We start from the raw sequence: 18,648 nt of genomic DNA on the forward strand, positions 1-18,648 counted from the left end.
GACAATCATCCACCAGTCGTCGGTGCAGCACACGTAGGTGCCGTCAATCCGAGTGCCAGGTTCAATTCCAGGACGTTGACTCGCTCGGCTCCGAGAAATCCGAGTTGCCGACCGTCGGTGTGCTCGGCCACCAAGTCCCGCACCTGGTCTTCCGAGATGCCGTTGTTCGCCGCCACCCTCGCGACCTGCAGTTGGGCGTACGCCGGACTGATGTGGGGATCGATACCCGAGCCCGAACCGGTGACTGCGTCGACGGGAACCGATGCCGGGTCGACACCCTCACGTGCCGCGATGGCTGCCCGGCGCTCGATGACGAATCCGGCCAGAATCTCGCTGCTCGGCCCCTGGTTGGACGGCAGTGCCGCAGCGGGATCACCGGTGGCAAACGGATCCTCGTCCGAAACGGATCCGACAACACGATTGTGGAAGAACGGGTCCTGCTGCCCTTCGGCGACCTGCGGATCGACACCCACCCAGGCACTGCCGACCACGCAACCGGCGGCATCGGTGACCGGTGAGCCTTCGGCAGATCCGGAACTGATCCGGCTGACACCCCACACCGCGGCGGGATAGACCACACCGAGAACGACGGTGAGCGCGAGCAATACGAGCAAACCCGCCCACACCTGTTTGGCAAAACCGATAGTGAAACGCATGTCAGGTCACCCAATTCCAGGAATCAAACGTACGACGAGATCGATCAACCAGATACCGACGAACGGTGTGATCACACCGCCGAGACCGTAGACGAGCAGGTTACGTCCGAGCAACTGCGATGCCGTCGACGGTCGGTATCGAACACCCTTGAGTGCCAACGGAATCAAACCGATGATCACCAAGGCGTTGAAGATCACGGCCGAGACGATCGCCGATTCGGGGGTGGCGAGACGCATGATGTTCAACGCGTCCAGCTGCGGGTAGATGCCGCTGAACAAGGCCGGCAGGATTGCGAAATACTTCGCCAGGTCGTTCGCCAACGAGAATGTGGTCAACGCGCCGCGGGTGATCAGCAATTGCTTGCCGATTTCCACCACCTCGATCAGCTTGGTGGGATCGGAATCGAGATCGACCATGTTCCCGGCCTCTTTGGCTGCCGAGGTTCCCGTGTTCATCGCGACCCCGACATCCGCCTGGGCAAGGGCGGGAGCATCATTGGTCCCGTCACCTGTCATCGCGACAAGACGTCCGCCTTCCTGTTCCTTCCGGATCAGGGCCAGTTTGTCTTCCGGGGTGGCCTCCGCCATGAAGTCGTCGACGCCCGCCTCGTCGGCAATCGCCTTCGCGGTCAACGGATTGTCGCCGGTGATCATGATCGTGCGAATACCCATCGCCCGGAGTTCGGCGAACCTGTCAGCCATTCCCGGCTTTACGACGTCGGACAACGCGATCACGCCGAGGATCGAGGTACTCTCACCATGCTTGACGGCAACTACCAGCGGCGTTCCGCCCGCTTGGGCGATGTCGTTCACGGTGTCGGTCACCGCGCTCTCCGCGTGTCCACCGCCACTGACGACCCAGTTCATCACCGCATCTGCTGCACCCTTTCGGATTTGGCGTCCGGAATGGTCGAGTCCGCTCATCCGGGTTTGTGCCGTGAACGGAACGAACTCTGCGCGTTCCTCGTCCAGCGTCGGCTCGGCAGCGAGACCGAAATCCGCTGCGCACAGCTCGACGATGCTCCGTCCCTCGGGAGTTCCGTCGGCCAGGCTCGACAAGCGAGCTGCCGCAGCAAGATCGTCGGCGGATACACCGGGCGCCGGATGGAGTGCGGTGGCCCGGCGGTTACCGAAAGTGATGGTTCCGGTCTTGTCCATCAACAGGGTGTCGATGTCGCCCGCAGCTTCCACCGCGCGTCCCGACATCGCGAGAACGTTGCGCTGGACGAGGCGGTCCATGCCCGCGATACCGATCGCCGAGAGCAGCGCTCCGATGGTCGTCGGGATCAGGCAGACGAGAAGTGCGATCAGCTTGATCGGATCCTGCTCGTGCCCCGCGTACAAGCCCATCGGGCCGATGGCTACGACGGCGAGGAGGAAGATGACGGTCAACGACGCGAGCAGGATGTTGAGCGCAATCTCGTTGGGTGTCTTCTGACGTGAAGCACCCTCGACGAGCGCGATCATCCGGTCCACGAACGAACTGCCCGGTGCTGCGGTGATTTCCACGACGATGCGGTCCGAGAGAACCGTCGTACCACCGGTGACGGCGCACCGGTCACCACCGGATTCACGGACCACCGGCGCGGATTCACCGGTGATCGCCGATTCGTCTACGGAGGCAATACCTTCGACCACGTCGCCGTCGCCGGGGATGACCTCGCCGGCAACCACTATCACCCGATCGCCGACCACCAGTTCGGTGCCGGAAACCGATTCGATCGCACCGCTCATCGTGATCCGATGTGCTGTGGTGTCCTGCTTCACCTTTCGCAGGCTCGCCGCCTGCGCCTTGCCGCGCCCTTCGGCCACGGATTCGGCGAGGTTCGCGAAGATCACCGTGAACCAGAGCCACAGGGTGATCACCCAGGAGAACACCGAGGGATCGGCGATCGCCATGACAGTGGTGATGACGGAACCGACGAACACCACGAACATGACCGGGTTGCGGGCGAGGTGGCGTGGGTCGAGTTTGCGCACGGCCCCCGGCAACGCGGTGATCATCTGCCGCGGGTTGAAAACGCCTGCGTGTACTTGACGGGACTGCCCTGGATCAGCCTTGTCGGCGGCGTCTTGCGCTACCACGGGTTTCTCACTGATACGCACGGTCATTGAAGAGCCTCCGCTAGCGGGCCCAGCGCGAGGGCCGGGAAGAATGTAAGTGCAGCAACAAGAACGACGGTGCCGGTCAACAAACCGGTGAACATCGGTCCGGACGTCGGGAGGGTGCCGGCCGTCGGCGCCACCTTCTTCTGCGAGGCAAGAGCACCGGCCAAAGCGAGAACGAAGATGATCGGCAGGAATCGGCCGAGAAGCATGCAGATTCCGAGAGACGACTGGAACCAGTCGCTGGTGACCGTCAGACCGCCGAAGGCGCTGCCGTTGTTGTTGGAGGCGGAGGCGAAGGCGTAAAGCACCTCACTGAACCCGTGGATCGATCCCGGCGTGCCCGGATCTCCCCCATTGCCTTGATAACCGGTGGTCGAACCGAGGATGACGGTGATGGCGGTACCGATCAAGACCAGCGCGGGCATGACCAGAATCGACAGCGCCGCAAGGGTGATCTCGCGTCGACCCAACTTCTTGCCGAGATATTCGGGCGTGCGACCGACCAGCAGTCCGCCGACGAACACTGCGATCAATGCCAGCACAAGAATCCCGTAGAGGCCGGTTCCGACTCCACCTGGCGCAATTTCGCCGAGCAACATGTTGAGCAGGACCGCGCCGCCGCCGAGGGGGGACATGCTGTCGTGGGCCGAGTTCACCGCGCCCGTCGACGTTCCCGTGGTCGCCACCGCGAACAACGCCGATCCGGGGATTCCGAAGCGAACTTCCTTGCCCTCCATCATCGAACCAGCTGCTGTGGCGGCAACACCGCGTGCGCCGGATTCGGCAGCGAGCGTGACTGCGAGCAGCCCGCTCCACAGGATTCCCATCACTGCCAGCAGGGTGAGGCCTTGCCTACGATCCCCGACGAGAGTTCCGAACGTTCGGGTGAGGCAGACCGGAATCAACAGGATCGCCAGGATCTCGACGACATTGCTCAACGGGGTGGGGTTCTCGAACGGGTGCGCCGAGTTGGCAGCCAAGATCCCGCCACCGTTGGTGCCGAGTTCCTTGATCGCTTCCTGGGACGCGACGGGGGCCAGTGCGTTGGTGACCGCATTGCCGTCGAGGCCGGTGGAGGCGAAACCGCTGTGGAACGACTGGATCACTCCCTGGCTCAACAGGATCAGGGCGATCACGAAGGAGAACGGGAGGAGGATGCGCAGAGAACCACGCGTCAGATCGACCCAGAAGTTGCCGATCTCGCCGCCCCTGGCCACCCGAATGAAGCCGCGAACCAATGCGATGGCCACCGCCATGCCGACCGCTGCCGAGACGAAGTTCTGCACCGCCAGACCGACGGGCTGAACGAAGTTGCTCATCGTCGTTTCCGGCGTGTACGACTGCCAGTTGGTGTTCGCCACAAACGAAATCGCGGTGTTGAACGCTACGGCAGGACTGACCCCGGACAGACCGTCACTCAGCGGCAGTACTCCCTGAATCCGTTGCAGGAAGTACAGGAACAATGCGCTGGCCAGCGAGAATCCGAGAACGCTTGCGGCGTAGCCGTACCACGTCTGCTCGGCCCTGGAGTCGATCCGACCGACGCGGTAGATCACACTCTCGACCCGAAGATCTCGCGTCGACGAGTAAACACGCGCCATGTAGTCGCCCACCGGAACGTAGGCGATTGCCAGAACGACGAGGACAAAAGCGATCTGCAGGCCGGCTGCAAGAGCGGGCGACATCAGAACCTCTCAGGATCTACGAGTGCAACGAGCAGGTAAATGACCAATGCCGCGGCGACGGCGATCAGAACCACGCTGACCACACCGGCAACCGTCATTTGGGAGCGCTCGCCTGTAGGGCGCGCAGTACCAGCGCGCACACGAGAAAACCGCCGAGAATCAGAGCAACGTAGGCCAGATCGGCCATGAGCTTCCCTCTTCGAAATCTTTTGCCGTGCTGCTGTGCATCGCAGCCATGACGCGCGGTCGCCCTCGACCGGATGCGCTCTCTCAGCTTCGACCTCCGGAAAGGCCGATTCCGCGTCTCTGACGATCCGCTTACGCACTGACCTGGCGTCTTGACGCGATCTTGACGCGAAACCGAAGTTCACTAATACTGAAACAAGTTACTGTTCGTTCGAACGAACAGTTTTGCGAAGGGAACCTGATGACTTCTCGAACCGACCACGATCTCGCCCCCGGTCTTGTCGACCAGGTTGCGAGTCTGGCCTCGGGCGCCACCTCGTCCGTCGCGGCCACGGAGGCAACGCTGAGCCGGATCGAGGCCACTCAGCCTCACCTCAATGCGTTCAAGATCGTGCGGCGAGAGAAGGCACTCGAGGAAGCTGCCGAGGCCGACAGACGTCTCGCACGCGGCGAGCGTCTGCCGCTGCTCGGTGTGCCGATCGCAGTGAAGGACGACGTCGACATCACCGGCGAACCCACGGCCTTCGGTTGCCCTGGCGATTTCCCGGCCAAGACCGAGGACTCGGAGATGATTCGACGCCTTCGCGACGCCGGCGCAGTGATCGTGGGCAAGACCAACAGTCCGGAATTGGGCCAGTGGCCGCTCACGAGCGGTTCAGCCTTCGGTTACACGCGCAATCCGTGGTCGCGTCACCACACTCCAGGCGGATCGTCGGGCGGCACCGCCGCGGCCGTCGCCGCCGGATTGGTCAGCGCCGGAATCGGTTCCGACGGTGCCGGTTCCATCCGAATCCCTGCGGCCTGGACCAACCTCGTCGGAATCAAACCGCAGCGCGGGCGCATCTCCACCTGGCCCGACGCCGAAGCGTTCTACGGCCTGACGGTCAACGGCCCGCTCGCTCGCACCGTCGCCGACGCGGCACTGCTGCTCGACGTCGCTGCCGGCAACCATGACGGCGACCTCCACAAGCCGACACCGGTCACCGTCAGCGACGCGGTGGGACGCGACCCCGGAAAACTGAAAATCGCGCTTTCCCTTCGCAATCCGTTCACCGCCACTCCCGTGAAGCTGGACCCGGAAGTGCGCCTGGCCGTGCATTCGATCGCCGACACGCTGCGGGAACTCGGACACCATGTCGTCGTCGACGATCCCGCATACGGCCTGATCTTCGGCCTGAACTTTCTGCCCCGCTCGCTCGTCGGGGTCCACGACTGGCTCGGACGCGTTCCCGACCCGAAACTGGTCGATGCCAGAACACGCGGAAATGCCCAGAACGGCAAGCTACTTCGCGGCGCACCTCTGCGCGCGGCCCGCGCGGCCGAGCCGCGGATGCGAAAGCGGATCGGAGCGATCTTCGACACCTACGACGTCGTCCTGGCACCCACGACGGCAACTCCACCGATCATGGCGACCGCGATCGACGGCATCGGTGGCTGGGACACAGACAAGGTCATGACCGGCGCCTGCCCGTACGCGTGGCCGTGGAACGTCCTCGGCTGGCCCTCGGTCAACGTACCGGCCGGATTCAGCAACACCGGCCTTCCCATCGGTGCGCAGTTGATGGGCAACGAGAACACCGAACCTCTGTTGGTCTCCCTCGCTTCACAATTGGAATCGGTCCTGCGTTGGGATCAGATCCGCCCCGAGCCGTGGTGGTGACCCGATGAGTAACCGGGACGTCCGCGAGCGAATACTCGACGCCGTTCTGCACGTCGTCGGTACCGACGGCATCCCGGGTGTGAGCAACCGGCGCATCGCCGCGCAGGCCGGCGTCTCACTCGGATCGATCACGTATCACTTCGCGAGCCAGTCGGACATGCTCCGCGCTGCTCTGTCTCGTTTCGTGACAGACGAGACGACGCGCCTGCGCGCCTTGGCCGAGGAGTACCGCGACAAAGGTCTGAGCGTCGAGGACGCCGCGGCAATAGCCGAAAAGGTGACGCGAGATCTTTCGTTCTCGGCCGAGCGGATCGCGCCGTTCGAGATGTACATCGCCGCCGGGCGCGACCACGAACTCCACGAAGTCGCCGTCGAATGCTTCGCCGCCTACGACGATTTGACCGTCACGATTCTGACGGCACTCGGTGTGCCTGATCCGGAGTCGATTGCATCGACGCTCGTCGCCGTCATCACCGGCCTCCAACTCCGACGCCTGGCCACCGGCGTCGACGAGCAGGACATCGGCGCGGCGATCCTCAGGGTCCTCCGGCCCTAGAAGCCCAGCCGGCCGAGCTGCTTCGGGTCGCGCTGCCAGTCCTTGGCGACCTTGACGTGCAGCTCCAGGAAGATCCGCACACCGAGCAGCTTCTCGATCTGCAGGCGCGCACTGGTACCGACTTCCCGCAGACGCGCTCCGCCCTTACCGATGACGATGCCCTTCTGACTGGGCCGCTCGACGTAGAGCAACGCATGCACGTCGAGCATCTCGCCCTGCTTCTCGGTGCGACCCTCACGCGGGATGACCTCCTCGATCACCACAGCCAGAGAGTGCGGCAATTCTTCGCCGAGCCCCTCGAGCGCAGCCTCACGGATCAGTTCGGCCATGAGCACCTCTTCGGGCTCGTCCGTCAATTCGCCGTCCGGGTAGAAGGCCGGGCCCTCGTCCATCAGACCGGCGAGGACGTCGACCAGGATCTCGACCTGTTCACCCGACTTCGCGGACACCGGAACGACCTCGGATTCGGGGCCGAGCAGGGTGGACAGCGCGAGCAACTGCTTTCCGACGGCGTCGCGGCTGACCTTGTCGATCTTGGTCACGATGCCGACAAGCTTGGTCTTGGGCGCCATCTGACGGACCTGCTGCACGATCCAGCGGTCTCCGGGCCCGATGGCCTCGTCGGCCGGGATGCACAGGCAGATGACGTCGACCTCGGAGTACGTGTCGCGAACCAGGTCATTGAGGCGCTGCCCGAGCAAAGTGCGGGGCTTGTGCAGTCCAGGGGTGTCCACCAGGATCAGCTGCGCATGCTCGCGGTGAACGATGCCGCGAATCGTGTGGCGCGTCGTCTGCGGGCGCGAGGACGTGATCGCGATCTTGCTGCCGACCAACGCGTTGGTCAGCGTGGACTTGCCCGTATTGGGTCGACCCACGAAACACACGAAGCCTGACCGGAATTCGTTCTTGCTCATAACTGCTCCTCGCTGAACTCTCGCTCAGTCATCGGTGTCTTCTGTCTCTTCGTCTTCGGACGGCGGGATGCGCTGCACGAACACCGTGCTGATGCGTACCCGGCCTCGGCCCGTATTGGTTCCCTCGCCGCGCAGGATCAAACCGTCGTACTCCACTTCGGAACCGGGAAGTGGCACTCGGCCGAGTACGTATCCGATCAGCCCGCCGACGGTCTCCACCTCGTCGAGTTCGAGTTCGAGATCGAACAATTCACCGAGGTCTTCGATGGGAAGTCTCGCGGATACGCGGAACATTCCGTCACCGAGATCCTCGATGGGCGGCGTCTCGTCCTCGTCGTACTCGTCGGCGATCTCACCGACGATCTCTTCGATGACGTCCTCGATCGTGACGAGCCCGGCGATTCCGCCGTACTCGTCGACGAGTATCGCCATGTGGTTGCGGTCGCGCTGCATCTCGGCCAGCAAGCTGTCGAGCGGCTTCGAGTCGGGAACGAAGACGGCGGGCCGCATGACGTCGCAGACGTTGACGTTCCGGCCGCCGTCGGGCAGGTGGTAGGTCTGCTTGACCAGATCCTTGAGGTAGACGACACCGAGCACGTCGTCGACGTTCTCCCCGATGACCGGCAGGCGCGAGTGACCACTGCGGACGGCCAACGACGTTGCCTGCCCGGCATTCTTGTCGTTCTCGATCCACACCATGTCGGTGCGGGGCACCATCACCTCGCGCGCCGACGTGTCTCCGAGTTCGAAGACGGACTGGATCATTCGGCGTTCTTCGTCGGCCACGACGCCACGTTCCTGCGCCATGTCCACGAGTTCACGCAACTCGATTTCCGACGCGAACGGGCCGTTGCGGAAGCCCTTACCCGGGGTCAATGCGTTACCCACGAGGATCAGGACGCGACTGATCGGCCCGAGCAGAACCCCGATCCACAGCAGTGGCAGCGACGCGGCCATCGCGATGGAGTACGCATGTTGGCGCCCAAGCGTTCTCGGTCCGACGCCGATGACCACGTACGAGACGAGAACCATGATCACCGCGGTGACGGTCAGCGCCCAGCCCAGCGAGAGGACGTCGATCAGGCCGCCCACGAGTACGACGGTGGCCGTGATCTCGCACAAAATGCGAAGCAGGACCATCAGATTCACGTATCGCGGGCGATCGGTCAGGATGCGTTGCACTCGCGCGGCGCCGGCTCGCTCTTCCTTTGCCATCTCGTCGATCCGCGCCGACGAAATGGTGTTGAGCGCCGAGTCGACGGCCGCGAACACACCACCGACCGGGACAAGAGCAATCGCCAGAACAAAGAGCGCTATGGCGCTACTCACTACAGAACCCCCGGATAACTGTTATCGGTCCACTCCGTCGACGAAACCGGTCTTACCGAGCAGCTTCTGATCGCGTTCGGCCAGTGCTGCTTCGCGGTCGATACGGCGAAGGTCTTCGTACCACTCTTCGAGGAGGCTGTTCTGCAAGCCGAACATCTCCTTCTCCTCCTCCGGCTCCGCATGGTCGTAGCCGAGAAGGTGCAACACACCGTGGACGGTCAGGAGGGCAAGTTCGTGAGCCAGTGAATGCCCGGCCTTGTCAGCCTGATCCGCGGCGAAAGACGGACACAGCACGATGTCGCCGAGCATCGACGGCCCCGGCTCGGGGGAATCGGGACGGCCACCCGGCTCGAGTTCGTCCATCGGGAACGACATGACGTCGGTCGGACCCGGCAGGTCCATCCAGCGAACGTGCAGATCCGCCATCGTCGCGGAGTCGACGAGAACCATCGACAGCTCGGCCGCCGGATGGACATCCATCCGAGCGATCACGAAACGGGCAACGCTGATCAACTCCGGTTCGGAGATGTCCATGCCCGATTCGTTCGAGACCTCGATGCTCATGTGCGACGCTCTTTCCTGGGAAAAGTAGGGGTTGATGCGTCGCTCAGCCTACCGTCGCGGTGAATGAGCATGTGCAGCGCGGCGCTGCGCCCGGTTTCCGACCGCCAACTCGCCGGACCGATCCGATTCGTGACGCTCGTAAGCGTCGACGATGTGAGAGACCAGCCGATGACGTACGACGTCGCTGCTGTCGAGAGTGGCGAAATGAATATCGTCGATCCCGGTGAGGATTTCGGATGCCGCGCGCAGACCCGAACGGGCCCCGCCCGGCAGATCGACCTGGGTCACGTCTCCGGTGACCACGATCTTGGAACCGAACCCGAGGCGGGTCAGGAACATCTTCATCTGCTCGGCCGTGGTGTTCTGCGCTTCGTCCAAGATGATGAAGGCGTCGTTGAGCGTCCGGCCACGCATGTAGGCGAGCGGAGCGACCTCGATGACTCCGGCCTGCATCAACTTCGGAATCGCCTCGGGATCCATCATGTCGTGCAATGCGTCGTGCAGCGGGCGGAGATACGGATCGATCTTCTCGTGCAGCGTGCCGGGCAGAAAGCCCAGTCGCTCGCCGGCCTCGACTGCCGGCCTGGTCAAGATGATCCGAGAGACCTGCTTGGCCTGCAACGCCTGAACGGCCTTGGCCATGGCGAGGTAGGTCTTGCCGGTACCGGCCGGGCCGACTCCGAACACGATGGTGTTCTCGTCGATGGCGTCGACGTAGCGTTTCTGGTTGAGGGTCTTCGGCCGAATCGTCTTGCCCCGACGCGAAAGAATGTCCAGGGAGAGCACCTCGGCCGGAGACTCGCCGACCTCGTTGGTGAGCATGCCGATGGTTCGTCGAACAGCGTCCGGGGCAATGGGCTGCCCCCGACCGGCCAGCGACGCCAATTCACTGAACACACGTTCTGCCAGCGCCACGTCTGCAGCCGTCCCCGACAAGGAGATGGTTCCGCCACGTACATGAATGTCGGCACGAAGCTCACGTTCGATCGCGGTGAGATTCTCGTCCGTCGCCCCCAGGATTTGGCGCACGGTCTCCGGCGCCAGATCCATACTCGAACGGACGGTGCGCTCTGCGGGCAGAGCGCGCTCGGTGATGGTGGTTACACGGTTCCCGTCGAGTTCACTGTGTTCACTCACGTGGTGAATATGGCCTGCTTTCTGGTCCGATCAGCCCACTCGACTCGTGAGCCTCGATACTTCGAAGTCTAGCGCCAGAGTCGGACACGGCCCACTTGTTAATCGTCCCGGCCTAACCCTCGCGGCGACCGGACGGCAGCGATTCGCGGATCCACTCCGACGCTTCGGCGACGATCTCGGAGCTTCTGTCCGGACTGATACCCGCGATGACCAGGCACACGGCGGCAAAGGATTCGCCCGAGTCCGTGATGAGCCCACTGTTGGCCTGATCGAACAAAGTGATCGTGATCGCCTCGGTCATCGCTACCAGAGTCTCGGCCGGCAGGTATTTCGAGAAGGTTCCGTCACGCTGACCGCGCTCGACGACGCTGATACTCACGGCACGCGCGGGCTCCATCAGATCGAGAATCCGCTGCTCCCCCAACTCTTTGCGAGCAAAGCTGAGCAGCATCCGGAAGCGATCACCGACCGGCCATGACAGCAATGCCAGTACGGCAGTCGCCAGATCCGGGCGCTCGGGCGGCTCGCCGGCTTGGCTCAGCGCAGCTACGAGATCGGTCGACGCCTCGTCCACGATGCCGTTGATCAGCGCCTCTCGGCTGTCGAAATGCGCGTACACGGTTCGCCTGACCACACCGGCAGCCTTTGCGACATCGTCCATGCTCGCATCCGGATCAGCAGCGAACGCCGTGATCGCCGCCTCGATGATGCGATTGCGATTGGCCGCGGCCTGACTACGACGCTGCCGTCCGCCCGATTCGGCAGTTCCCGAAACGACTGTGCCCGAATGCGTCAACGCGCGTTCCACCTCTTTCGACTGCCCAACTGTGATCTAGGTCAATCATAGTTGCACATCGGTGTGCAAGTTATTAACTTACACATCAGTGTGCAAATAGATCGAGGAGTGTCTTCGATCATCAGGAACGGAGTCGCGTCATGACGACACTCATGAGCAAACCTGTCTCGGAGATGGACCAGCCGTACTCACGGCGGTGGGCCGCGCTCGGGGTGTTGTGCCTGAGTCTGCTGATCGTCGTGATGGCGAATACCGCGCTGATCGTCGCGGCGCCGGACATGACCAGAGACCTCGGCCTCACCAGCACGCAACTTCAATGGGTCATCGACGGCTACACCGTCCCCTACGCCGCATTGATGCTGCTGTTCGGCGTGATCGGTGACAAGTACAGTCGCCGCGGCGCACTTCTTGCCGGACTCGCCGTGTTCGCCGGCGGCGCCGTCTTCGGCAGCATCGCGGACACCACCAACGCCGTCATCGCGGCACGAATGATCATGGGCGTCGGCGCCGCGATCATCATGCCCGCGACGCTTTCGCTTCTGGTCGCTACCTTTCCCAAAGCGGAGCGATCACGCGCCATCGCGGCGTGGGCGGCGACATCGGGTCTCGCGATTGCACTCGGTCCGCTGTTGGCCGGATGGATTCTCGACAGTCATTCCTGGAGCATCACTTTCCTGATCAACGTCCCGATCGCCGCAGTCGCTGCCGTCGCCGCCGTAATTCTGGTGCCGCCGAGCAAGGCCGAGCAACTGGGCCGGATCGACTGGATCGGCGGCGCACTCTCGGTGGTCACCATCGGCTCGCTCGTGTACTCGATCATCAACGGATTCCACTTCGGGTGGACCGGCGGACCCATCGGTGCCGCCGTACTCGCTGCGATCGGCCTCGTCTCGTTCGTCGTCTGGGAACTGCGTCACCCGCAGCCACTGCTCGACGTCCGTAAGCTCGGCCAGCGCATGGTCGGCGGCGCGACGCTCGCCGTACTTCTGCTGTTCCTGGCCGCCTTCGGCGCCATCTACTTCATCTCACAGCAGTTCCAGTTCATCCTCGGCTACGGCGCACTCGAAACCGGTGTTCGTCTGCTGCCCTTGGCAATTGCCGTTTCGATCGGCGCCGTTGTCAGTGGGCGGATCACTCCGCTGATCGGCGTCCGGGCGTCCATCGTCGGCGGCATGGTGGTCGCCGCGATCGGCGTTCTGATTCTCACGCAGGTCGACGGCGATTCGGGCTACTGGATGTTCGCAGTCCCACTGATCCTGCTCGGCCTGGGCATCGGTCTCAGCGAACCGCCGGCCACCGACGCCATCATGGACAACTTCTCCGAGGACGATCTCGGTGCTGCGGGTGGCCTCAACGACACCGCCATCGAACTCGGCGGCTCGCTGGGTATCGCGATCCTCGGCTCGATCCTCGCTGCGAGCTACAAGGATTCGATTGCCGGATTCATCGATGGAATGCAGGTTCCGCAGTTGACGGGCGAACTTGCACAACAGGCCGCGTACGCGATGGAGGTGTCGGGCGAATCCGTCGGCGGCGCTTCGTTGGTCGCCGAAGAGATGGCAGGCAACCCGTTGGCTGCAGCTCAGGCAGGGCCGTTGCTCGACGCCGCAGGCAGTGCCTACGCCGACGCGATTTCGGCGGCCAGTTGGGCGGGCGGTCTTGCACTGTTCGTGGGGGCAGTTGTCGTGGCGTTCATCCTGCCGGGCAAGAAGGCCCCTGTGGAAGTCGACCCCGCGTCAGTCTGACGTGCTCGGAGCCAGCGGGTCTTCGGCGAGAACCAACTCGCGGGAGACCCGCCACGACTCGGTCGAGGGTGAGAGAAATGCGTCGTGTCCTTCGCCCTCGATCACACGCAGTGCCACGGGATCACCAGCCGCTTCCGCGGCTTTCGCGTACCGGGAGCTCACCTTGGCCGGCACCTGCAGATCCTCCGCACCCGTGACGCACACAACGGGGACGCCGATCGGCAATCGATGCTGCGGCGACGCACTGCGATACAGATCCGGGTCCGCGTCGAACGGAACGCCGAACAGATCCTCGATGAAGCTGATCCGTCGTCCACGCTCGCCTGCCGACGCCAGATCGAGTGCGGCCGCCTGTGCGATGACCCGTTCAGGCCGGGTAAACGTGTCCTTCTCCCCCGCCAGCCACACTGCAAGATGTCCTCCGGCCGAATGCCCGAGCAAGCGAATCTGATTCAGATCCAATTCGGCCGAGGACTTCCCGGCAACCAGTCCGGGGATTTCGTCGTACGCCGTTTTCACGTCGGCGGACATCTCCGGCCAACCACCGCCCGCCCCGAGACGGCGGTATTCGATGTTCCACACCGCGACGCCGTGCCGCGCGAGTTCGACGGCAAATGCGGTGCCCAGAGTCAATCCGTACTGCCCGCTCCAGAAGCCGCCGTGGATCTGCATGACGACCGGGATCGGGCCGTCAGCGACTCCGTCGGGAACGTAGAGATGCCCGAACTGCTGCTCGTGTCGGCCGTACGGAATCTTGAATCGAGGCACCGAGGAAATCTATCTCAGGCGAGGGCGCTGCCTGCGGCCCAGTCTGCCCAGGAAAGGGTCCAGTCGCCGTTCTGCCACACCTCCAGCGGAGCGCCGCCGGTGTTCTTGATCTCGACGACATCTCCCGGCTGCGAGAAATCGAAGAACCATTTGGCATTGGCCGCACTGAGATTGAGGCAACCGTGCGAGGTGTCGGTGTTTCCCTGCGCCCAGACGGTGCTCTCCAACTCGTGAAGATAGATACCGTCGGTGCTGATGCGGGTGGCCCAGTTGATGGATTCCTTGTAGCCGAGGCGCGAGTTGATCGGCAGACCGTAGGTCGACGAATCCATGATGACGGGATTGGCCTTGTCCATCACGGTGTACGTGCCGGGCTGGGTCCAGAACGAGAGCGTCGTGCCGCCGATCGTTTCGGTGCCGCCCATTCCCATCGAGGTCGGCATTTCCTTGATCACCTGACCGTTTTCGTAGACGGTCACCATCTTGGTGTTGTCGTCGGCGACCGAGACGTGGGAGTCGCCGATCTTGAAGGACACGGTGTCGTCCTGTTGGCCGTACAGTCCGTTGCCGAGTTGCTTGCCGTAGATGTTCGCGTTCACCGAGACCGTCGTGCCTGGTGCGTAGTAATTCTGCGGTCGCCAGTGAACGTTCTGACCGTCGACCCAGTACCACGATCCCTGTACGGGCGGATTGGTTGTGACCAGCAGAGACTTCTCGGCCGCGGCCTTGTCACCGATCAACTCGTCGAAATGAACGGCGACGACGGTGCCGACACCGTACGTGCCACCGTCCGATATCGAGGCGCCACCGGTGGTGTTGATGTACGCCCGGGTCTGGTTACTCGGCGCGACGGTGGTCAGCGTCGTGTTCTTGGTCGTGGCAACACCATTCGCGTCGACGGCGTCGACGACCAGCTTGTAGGTCTTGCCGTATCCGAGTGGTTCGCTCGGTTTCCAGGACGTCTTGTCCGGCGTGGTGATACCGGCGACTTCCTTACCCTCGGGATTGGTCAGCGCGACGGTCGTCAGTGTTCCCTTCGCGACCTGGACCTCGATGGGGTCGAGTGGACTCACCGGAGTTCCGCCGTCCGCCGGTGTGACGGTGACGAGCGCCTCGCTGGTCGTGGTAGTGGTGACGGCGCTGCTGGAGGAACCCGTGTTGTCTCCGGTGGAGACCGTGCACCCCGCGACGAGCATCAACGCCGCCGCGGCACACACCGCTCCAACGATTCGCATATGCGCACGTGACAACATCTGGCCTCCTGAAATCCCCGAACCAACTCACGCCGAAGGCGACCCCCGACGTCCTTACGATAGTGCGCAAATCTGACACTTCGCTGAGCGCCGGATCCGATTCAGCTCGGGATCACAACAAGATCAGTGCAGTGGCCGTGGTCCCCAGCGATCGGTCAGCACTCCGATCGCGCCCAGAGCAACAGCCCCGGCGGTCGACGTGCGCAGGACCGTCGGGCCGAGAAGCACCGGAGTGGCCCCGGCCTCCGACAACGCGCTGATCTCCGAATCGTCGAGCCCACCTTCGGGACCGACAACCAGAAATACCTCGTCCGCGCTCGCCAGCGGCAAACCGGCCAACGGCGTCGTCGCCGATTCGTGAAGCACCGCAACCACAGCGCCACGGGCAACGGCGTCACGAACCAACGCGATCACCGCCGGCGTCTTGTGCAGTTCCGCAATTTCCGGGACGAACGCGCGTCTGGACTGCTTTGCCGCAGACACTGCCGCACTTCGCCAGCGTGCGACGCCCTTGGCGAGCTTGGGGCCCTCCCACTTGGCGACACAACGCAAGGACTGCCACGGGATCACCGCGTCGATCCCCGCCTCGGTCGCCAGTTCGACGGCCAACTCGGAACGCTCGGCCTTGGGAAGTGCCTGAACGAGGGTCACCAACGGCTTGGGCTGCTCGAGAACCTGAACGTCACTGACCAACAGTTCCAGGCGGTCCTTGCCGACGCTCGTCACCTCGGCGTCGGCCACCCGGCCACGGCCGTCAGCCAACACCAATCGCTCGCCGACGCCGATCCGGCGGACAGTGGCCGCGTGGCGACCCTCCTGTCCGTCCAGAACTGCGATTTCACCGACGCCGGGAACCGGGTCGAGAAAGAAGACCGTTGCGGCCACCGTCAGCGGCCGCTGAATGCTTCGCGAAGACGCGAGAACAATCCACCGCTGTTCTGCGAGGCCGTCGAGACAACCTCGGCCTCGTCACGATCGCGGAGCAGCTTGAATTCCTTGAGCAGCTTGGACTGCTTGTGATCGAGACGGCTCGGGATGACCACCTCGAGGTGAGCGTGCACGTCGCCGCGCACTCCCGACCGCAGTTTCGGCATGCCATGACCGCGAAGAACAGCAACGTGTCCGGGCTGGGTGCCTGGCTCGATGGTGATTTCCTTGGGGCCGTCGATGATGGTGTCGACGGTGACAGTCGTACCGAGCGCTGCGTCGACCATCGGAACGCGGATCGTGCAGTGCAGGTCTTCACCGTCTCGAACGAAGACGTCGTGCTGCTGCTCGACGATCTCGACGTAGAGGTCGCCGGGGTGTCCGCCGCCCGGGCCCACTTCACCCTGCGCGGTCAAACGGATACGCATGCCACCGGCGACGCCCGCGGGAACCTTCACGGTGATGTCACGCTTGGCCCGAACTCGGCCGTCGCCGCCACACTTGTGGCAGGGATCCGGGATGGTCTCACCGGCACCGCGGCACGTCGGGCAGGGACGCGAGGTCATGACCTGACCGAGGAACGAGCGCTGGATGGATTGAACTTCGCCGGCACCGTTGCAGGTCTCACAGCGGACAGGCTTGGAGTCGCCGTTGGTTCCGGCTCCGGTGCAGCTGTCGCACAGAATGGCCGTCTCGACGGTCACGTGCTTGCTGACTCCCGTCGCACATTCTGCGAGGGTCAGCTTGGTGCGAAGCAACGAGTCGGCTCCGGGCTGAACGCGACCGCGCGGCCCACGACCTGCGCCGCCACCGCCGCCGAAGAATGCTTCGAAGACGTCGCCGAGGCCGCCGCCACCGAATCCGCCGCCGAAGCCACCACCGCCGCCACCACCGGACTCGAGCGGGTCTCCGCCGAGATCGACGATGCGACGCTTCTCCGGGTCGGTCAGGACCTCGTAGGCCGTCGAGATCTCCTTGAACTTGGCCTGCGCCGCCTCGTCAGGGTTGACGTCCGGGTGCAGTTCGCGTGCCAGCTTGCGGTAAGCGCGCTTGAGCTCCTGGTCTGTCGCGTTCTTGTCGACGCCGAGCAATCCGTAGTAATCCCGTGCCACGTTGAGTCTCTCGTCCTTCTCTTACTTCTAGGTTTTCCTCAGTCCTCGCGAGGAGGCGTGCCGACGAATGTCGACGTCCGTCATCGCTCGGAGAGAACTTCGCCGATGTATCTGGCAACGGCGGCAACCGATGCAATTGTTCCCGGATAGTCCATCCGAGTGGGTCCGAGCACACCGACACCACCGAAAACGGTACCGGCCGCGCCGTAGCCAGTCGAAATCACGGAGGTTCCGCGCATCTGTTCGACCTGCGTCTCTTCACCGATCTGAACGGTGACCGTGCCGGAGTTCTGCGTCGCAGCGAGCAGTTTGAGGACCACTACCTGCTCTTCCAGTGCTTCGAGCACTGCGCGCAGCGAACCGGGGAAGCCGGCCAGACCGGAGAAATCGGCGGCGTTGCGCGTGAGATTCGAGGTTCCGCCCAGAACGAGGCGATCTTCCGGATGCTCGACCAGGGTCTCGACCAGAACCGTTGCCGAGCGGATCACGGCGTCGCGAAGGTCGGCCGGAGACTCGTCGGCCAGTTCCGCCACGGCAATCGACGCGGCGGCCAGGCGCTTTCCTTCCAGTGCTCCGCCGAGAAGCGTGCGCAACCGGGAAAGGTCTTCGTCTTCGAGGACGTCTCCGAGTTCGACGATTCGCTGATCGACGCGGCCGGAATCGGTGATGAGAACGAGAAGCAGGCGCGCCGGCGTCAAAGCGACCACCTCGAGGTGGCGAACCGACGACGCGGACAGCGACGGGTACTGGACAACCGCGACCTGACGGGTCAGTTGCGCGAGCAGTCGCACACCACGACGCAGAACGTCGTCGAGGTCGACACCCGACTCCAAGAACTCGAGGATCGCTCGACGCTCGGGCCCGGACATGGGCTTGACGTCGGCGATGCGATCGACGAATTCGCGGTATCCCTTGTCGGTGGGGACGCGGCCGGAACTGGTGTGCGGTTGGGCGATGTAGCCCTCGGCCTCGAGGAATGCCATGTCGTTGCGCACAGTGGCGCTCGACACTCCGAGGTTGTGACGCTCGACCAGTGCCTTGGATCCCACCGGGTCCTGGGTGGAGACGTAATCGGCCACGATTGCACGTAAGACCTCGAAACGCCTGTCGTCGGTACTCGACATCGTTGCCACCTCCGTTTCCTGAAAAGAACGAACGCCGACATTTACACATCGGTTTCCACTGGCAGTCTAATCGCCCGAGCGCCAGAGACGGCTGTTGCCCTTACTGTGGAGTGAGATCGGCGAAAGG

The 18,648-nt window shown here is 63.6% G+C and carries 17 protein-coding genes; 3 read left to right on the top strand and 14 right to left on the bottom strand.

Annotated features, from left to right (window positions below):
• Positions 1 to 5 precede the first annotated feature (5 nt).
• From P0M12_RS00580 to kdpF, 4 genes are read right to left on the bottom strand one after another with little or no spacing between them, the layout of a single operon-like run.
• Positions 6 to 656, bottom strand: a complete 651-nt coding sequence (locus P0M12_RS00580) for a potassium-transporting ATPase subunit C (protein WP_050654653.1) — start codon at positions 654 to 656, stop codon at positions 6 to 8.
• Positions 657 to 662: 6 nt separating this feature from the next.
• Positions 663 to 2,768 (bottom strand): potassium-transporting ATPase subunit KdpB, encoded by a 2,106-nt coding sequence (gene kdpB, locus P0M12_RS00585; protein ID WP_042924094.1) that lies wholly within the window; start codon positions 2,766 to 2,768, stop codon positions 663 to 665.
• Complete coding sequence (gene kdpA / locus P0M12_RS00590) at positions 2,765 to 4,450, bottom strand: potassium-transporting ATPase subunit KdpA (protein ID WP_003944472.1); 1,686 nt, start codon at positions 4,448 to 4,450, stop codon at positions 2,765 to 2,767. The genes kdpB and kdpA overlap by 4 nt, the downstream gene beginning before the upstream one ends.
• Positions 4,450 to 4,548, bottom strand: a complete 99-nt coding sequence (gene kdpF / locus P0M12_RS00595) for a K(+)-transporting ATPase subunit F (protein WP_007731078.1) — start codon at positions 4,546 to 4,548, stop codon at positions 4,450 to 4,452. Before kdpF ends, kdpA begins: the two co-directional genes overlap by 1 nt.
• A 329-nt stretch (positions 4,549 to 4,877) precedes the next feature.
• Here kdpF and P0M12_RS00600 point away from each other — a divergent pair, with 329 nt between their 5' ends.
• Positions 4,878 to 6,296, top strand: a complete 1,419-nt coding sequence (locus P0M12_RS00600) for an amidase (RefSeq protein WP_162113805.1) — start codon at positions 4,878 to 4,880, stop codon at positions 6,294 to 6,296.
• Positions 6,297 to 6,300: 4 nt separating this feature from the next.
• Positions 6,301 to 6,852 carry a TetR/AcrR family transcriptional regulator gene (locus tag P0M12_RS00605; protein WP_030536607.1) on the top strand — a complete coding sequence of 184 codons (552 nt, stop codon included), beginning with the start codon at positions 6,301 to 6,303 and terminating at the stop codon, positions 6,850 to 6,852.
• On the opposite strand, the gene era is transcribed toward P0M12_RS00605, so the two are convergent.
• The 5 genes from era to P0M12_RS00630 form a co-directional block, all read right to left on the bottom strand.
• Complete coding sequence (gene era / locus P0M12_RS00610) at positions 6,849 to 7,766, bottom strand: GTPase Era (RefSeq protein ID WP_003944451.1); 918 nt, start codon at positions 7,764 to 7,766, stop codon at positions 6,849 to 6,851. The two genes, P0M12_RS00605 and era, sit on opposite strands and share 4 nt — an antisense overlap.
• Positions 7,767 to 7,790: 24 nt before the next feature.
• Positions 7,791 to 9,095 carry a hemolysin family protein gene (locus P0M12_RS00615; RefSeq protein WP_003944509.1) on the bottom strand — a complete coding sequence of 435 codons (1,305 nt, stop codon included), beginning with the start codon at positions 9,093 to 9,095 and terminating at the stop codon, positions 7,791 to 7,793.
• Positions 9,096 to 9,116: 21 nt separating this feature from the next.
• Positions 9,117 to 9,659 (bottom strand): rRNA maturation RNase YbeY, encoded by a 543-nt coding sequence (ybeY, locus tag P0M12_RS00620; protein WP_003944525.1) that lies wholly within the window; start codon positions 9,657 to 9,659, stop codon positions 9,117 to 9,119.
• A gap of 48 nt (positions 9,660 to 9,707) precedes the next feature.
• Positions 9,708 to 10,709 carry a PhoH family protein gene (locus tag P0M12_RS00625; protein WP_223304543.1) on the bottom strand — a complete coding sequence of 334 codons (1,002 nt, stop codon included), beginning with the start codon at positions 10,707 to 10,709 and terminating at the stop codon, positions 9,708 to 9,710.
• Between the two features lie 199 nt (positions 10,710 to 10,908).
• On the bottom strand, positions 10,909 to 11,604 hold the full coding sequence (locus P0M12_RS00630) for a TetR/AcrR family transcriptional regulator (RefSeq protein ID WP_080726650.1): 696 nt from the start codon (positions 11,602 to 11,604) through the stop codon (positions 10,909 to 10,911).
• A gap of 128 nt (positions 11,605 to 11,732) precedes the next feature.
• Here P0M12_RS00630 and P0M12_RS00635 point away from each other — a divergent pair, with 128 nt between their 5' ends.
• Entirely contained in the window at positions 11,733 to 13,337 is a 1,605-nt protein-coding gene (locus P0M12_RS00635) for an MFS transporter (RefSeq protein WP_277377352.1), read from the top strand.
• Here the strand turns inward: P0M12_RS00635 and P0M12_RS00640 are convergent.
• The 5 genes from P0M12_RS00640 to hrcA form a co-directional block, all read right to left on the bottom strand.
• A complete protein-coding gene (locus P0M12_RS00640; protein ID WP_042924086.1) occupies positions 13,329 to 14,105 on the bottom strand; it encodes an alpha/beta hydrolase in 777 nt (258 codons plus the stop codon). The genes P0M12_RS00635 and P0M12_RS00640 overlap by 9 nt on opposite strands.
• A 14-nt stretch (positions 14,106 to 14,119) precedes the next feature.
• Positions 14,120 to 15,358 (bottom strand): Ig-like domain-containing protein, encoded by a 1,239-nt coding sequence (locus P0M12_RS00645; protein ID WP_277377353.1) that lies wholly within the window; start codon positions 15,356 to 15,358, stop codon positions 14,120 to 14,122.
• Positions 15,359 to 15,481: 123 nt separating this feature from the next.
• Entirely contained in the window at positions 15,482 to 16,243 is a 762-nt protein-coding gene (locus P0M12_RS00650) for a 16S rRNA (uracil(1498)-N(3))-methyltransferase (protein WP_003944495.1), read from the bottom strand.
• 2 nt (positions 16,244 to 16,245) lie between these two features.
• The gene (dnaJ, locus tag P0M12_RS00655) at positions 16,246 to 17,397 is read right to left on the bottom strand and encodes a molecular chaperone DnaJ (RefSeq protein WP_003944460.1); all 1,152 of its coding nucleotides are present in this window, start codon (positions 17,395 to 17,397) and stop codon (positions 16,246 to 16,248) included.
• An 80-nt stretch (positions 17,398 to 17,477) separates the two neighbouring features.
• The gene (hrcA, locus tag P0M12_RS00660; protein ID WP_003944583.1) at positions 17,478 to 18,521 is read right to left on the bottom strand and encodes a heat-inducible transcriptional repressor HrcA; all 1,044 of its coding nucleotides are present in this window, start codon (positions 18,519 to 18,521) and stop codon (positions 17,478 to 17,480) included.
• Positions 18,522 to 18,648 lie beyond the last annotated feature (127 nt).

The organism is Rhodococcus sp. RCBS9, assembly GCF_029457415.1.
In the GTDB taxonomy this organism is placed as follows: Bacteria; Actinomycetota; Actinomycetes; order Mycobacteriales; family Mycobacteriaceae; genus Rhodococcus_F; species Rhodococcus_F qingshengii.

What these genes read in the sequence shown, in the direction of transcription:
- P0M12_RS00580 (WP_050654653.1), bottom strand. Translation starts at nt 656, where the DNA reads ATGCGTTTCACTATCGGTTTTGCCAAACAGGTGTGGGCGGGTTTGCTC.
- P0M12_RS00600 (WP_162113805.1), top strand. Translation starts at nt 4,878, where the DNA reads ATGACTTCTCGAACCGACCACGATCTCGCCCCCGGTCTTGTCGACCAG.
- P0M12_RS00635 (WP_277377352.1), top strand. Translation starts at nt 11,733, where the DNA reads ATGACGACACTCATGAGCAAACCTGTCTCGGAGATGGACCAGCCGTAC.
- kdpF (WP_007731078.1), bottom strand. Translation starts at nt 4,548, where the DNA reads ATGACGGTTGCCGGTGTGGTCAGCGTGGTTCTGATCGCCGTCGCCGCG.
- P0M12_RS00625 (WP_223304543.1), bottom strand. Translation starts at nt 10,709, where the DNA reads ATGGATCTGGCGCCGGAGACCGTGCGCCAAATCCTGGGGGCGACGGAC.
- P0M12_RS00605 (WP_030536607.1), top strand. Translation starts at nt 6,301, where the DNA reads ATGAGTAACCGGGACGTCCGCGAGCGAATACTCGACGCCGTTCTGCAC.
- era (WP_003944451.1), bottom strand. Translation starts at nt 7,766, where the DNA reads ATGAGCAAGAACGAATTCCGGTCAGGCTTCGTGTGTTTCGTGGGTCGA.
- ybeY (WP_003944525.1), bottom strand. Translation starts at nt 9,659, where the DNA reads ATGAGCATCGAGGTCTCGAACGAATCGGGCATGGACATCTCCGAACCG.
- kdpA (WP_003944472.1), bottom strand. Translation starts at nt 4,450, where the DNA reads ATGTCGCCCGCTCTTGCAGCCGGCCTGCAGATCGCTTTTGTCCTCGTC.
- kdpB (WP_042924094.1), bottom strand. Translation starts at nt 2,768, where the DNA reads ATGACCGTGCGTATCAGTGAGAAACCCGTGGTAGCGCAAGACGCCGCC.
- P0M12_RS00645 (WP_277377353.1), bottom strand. Translation starts at nt 15,358, where the DNA reads ATGTTGTCACGTGCGCATATGCGAATCGTTGGAGCGGTGTGTGCCGCG.
- hrcA (WP_003944583.1), bottom strand. Translation starts at nt 18,521, where the DNA reads ATGTCGAGTACCGACGACAGGCGTTTCGAGGTCTTACGTGCAATCGTG.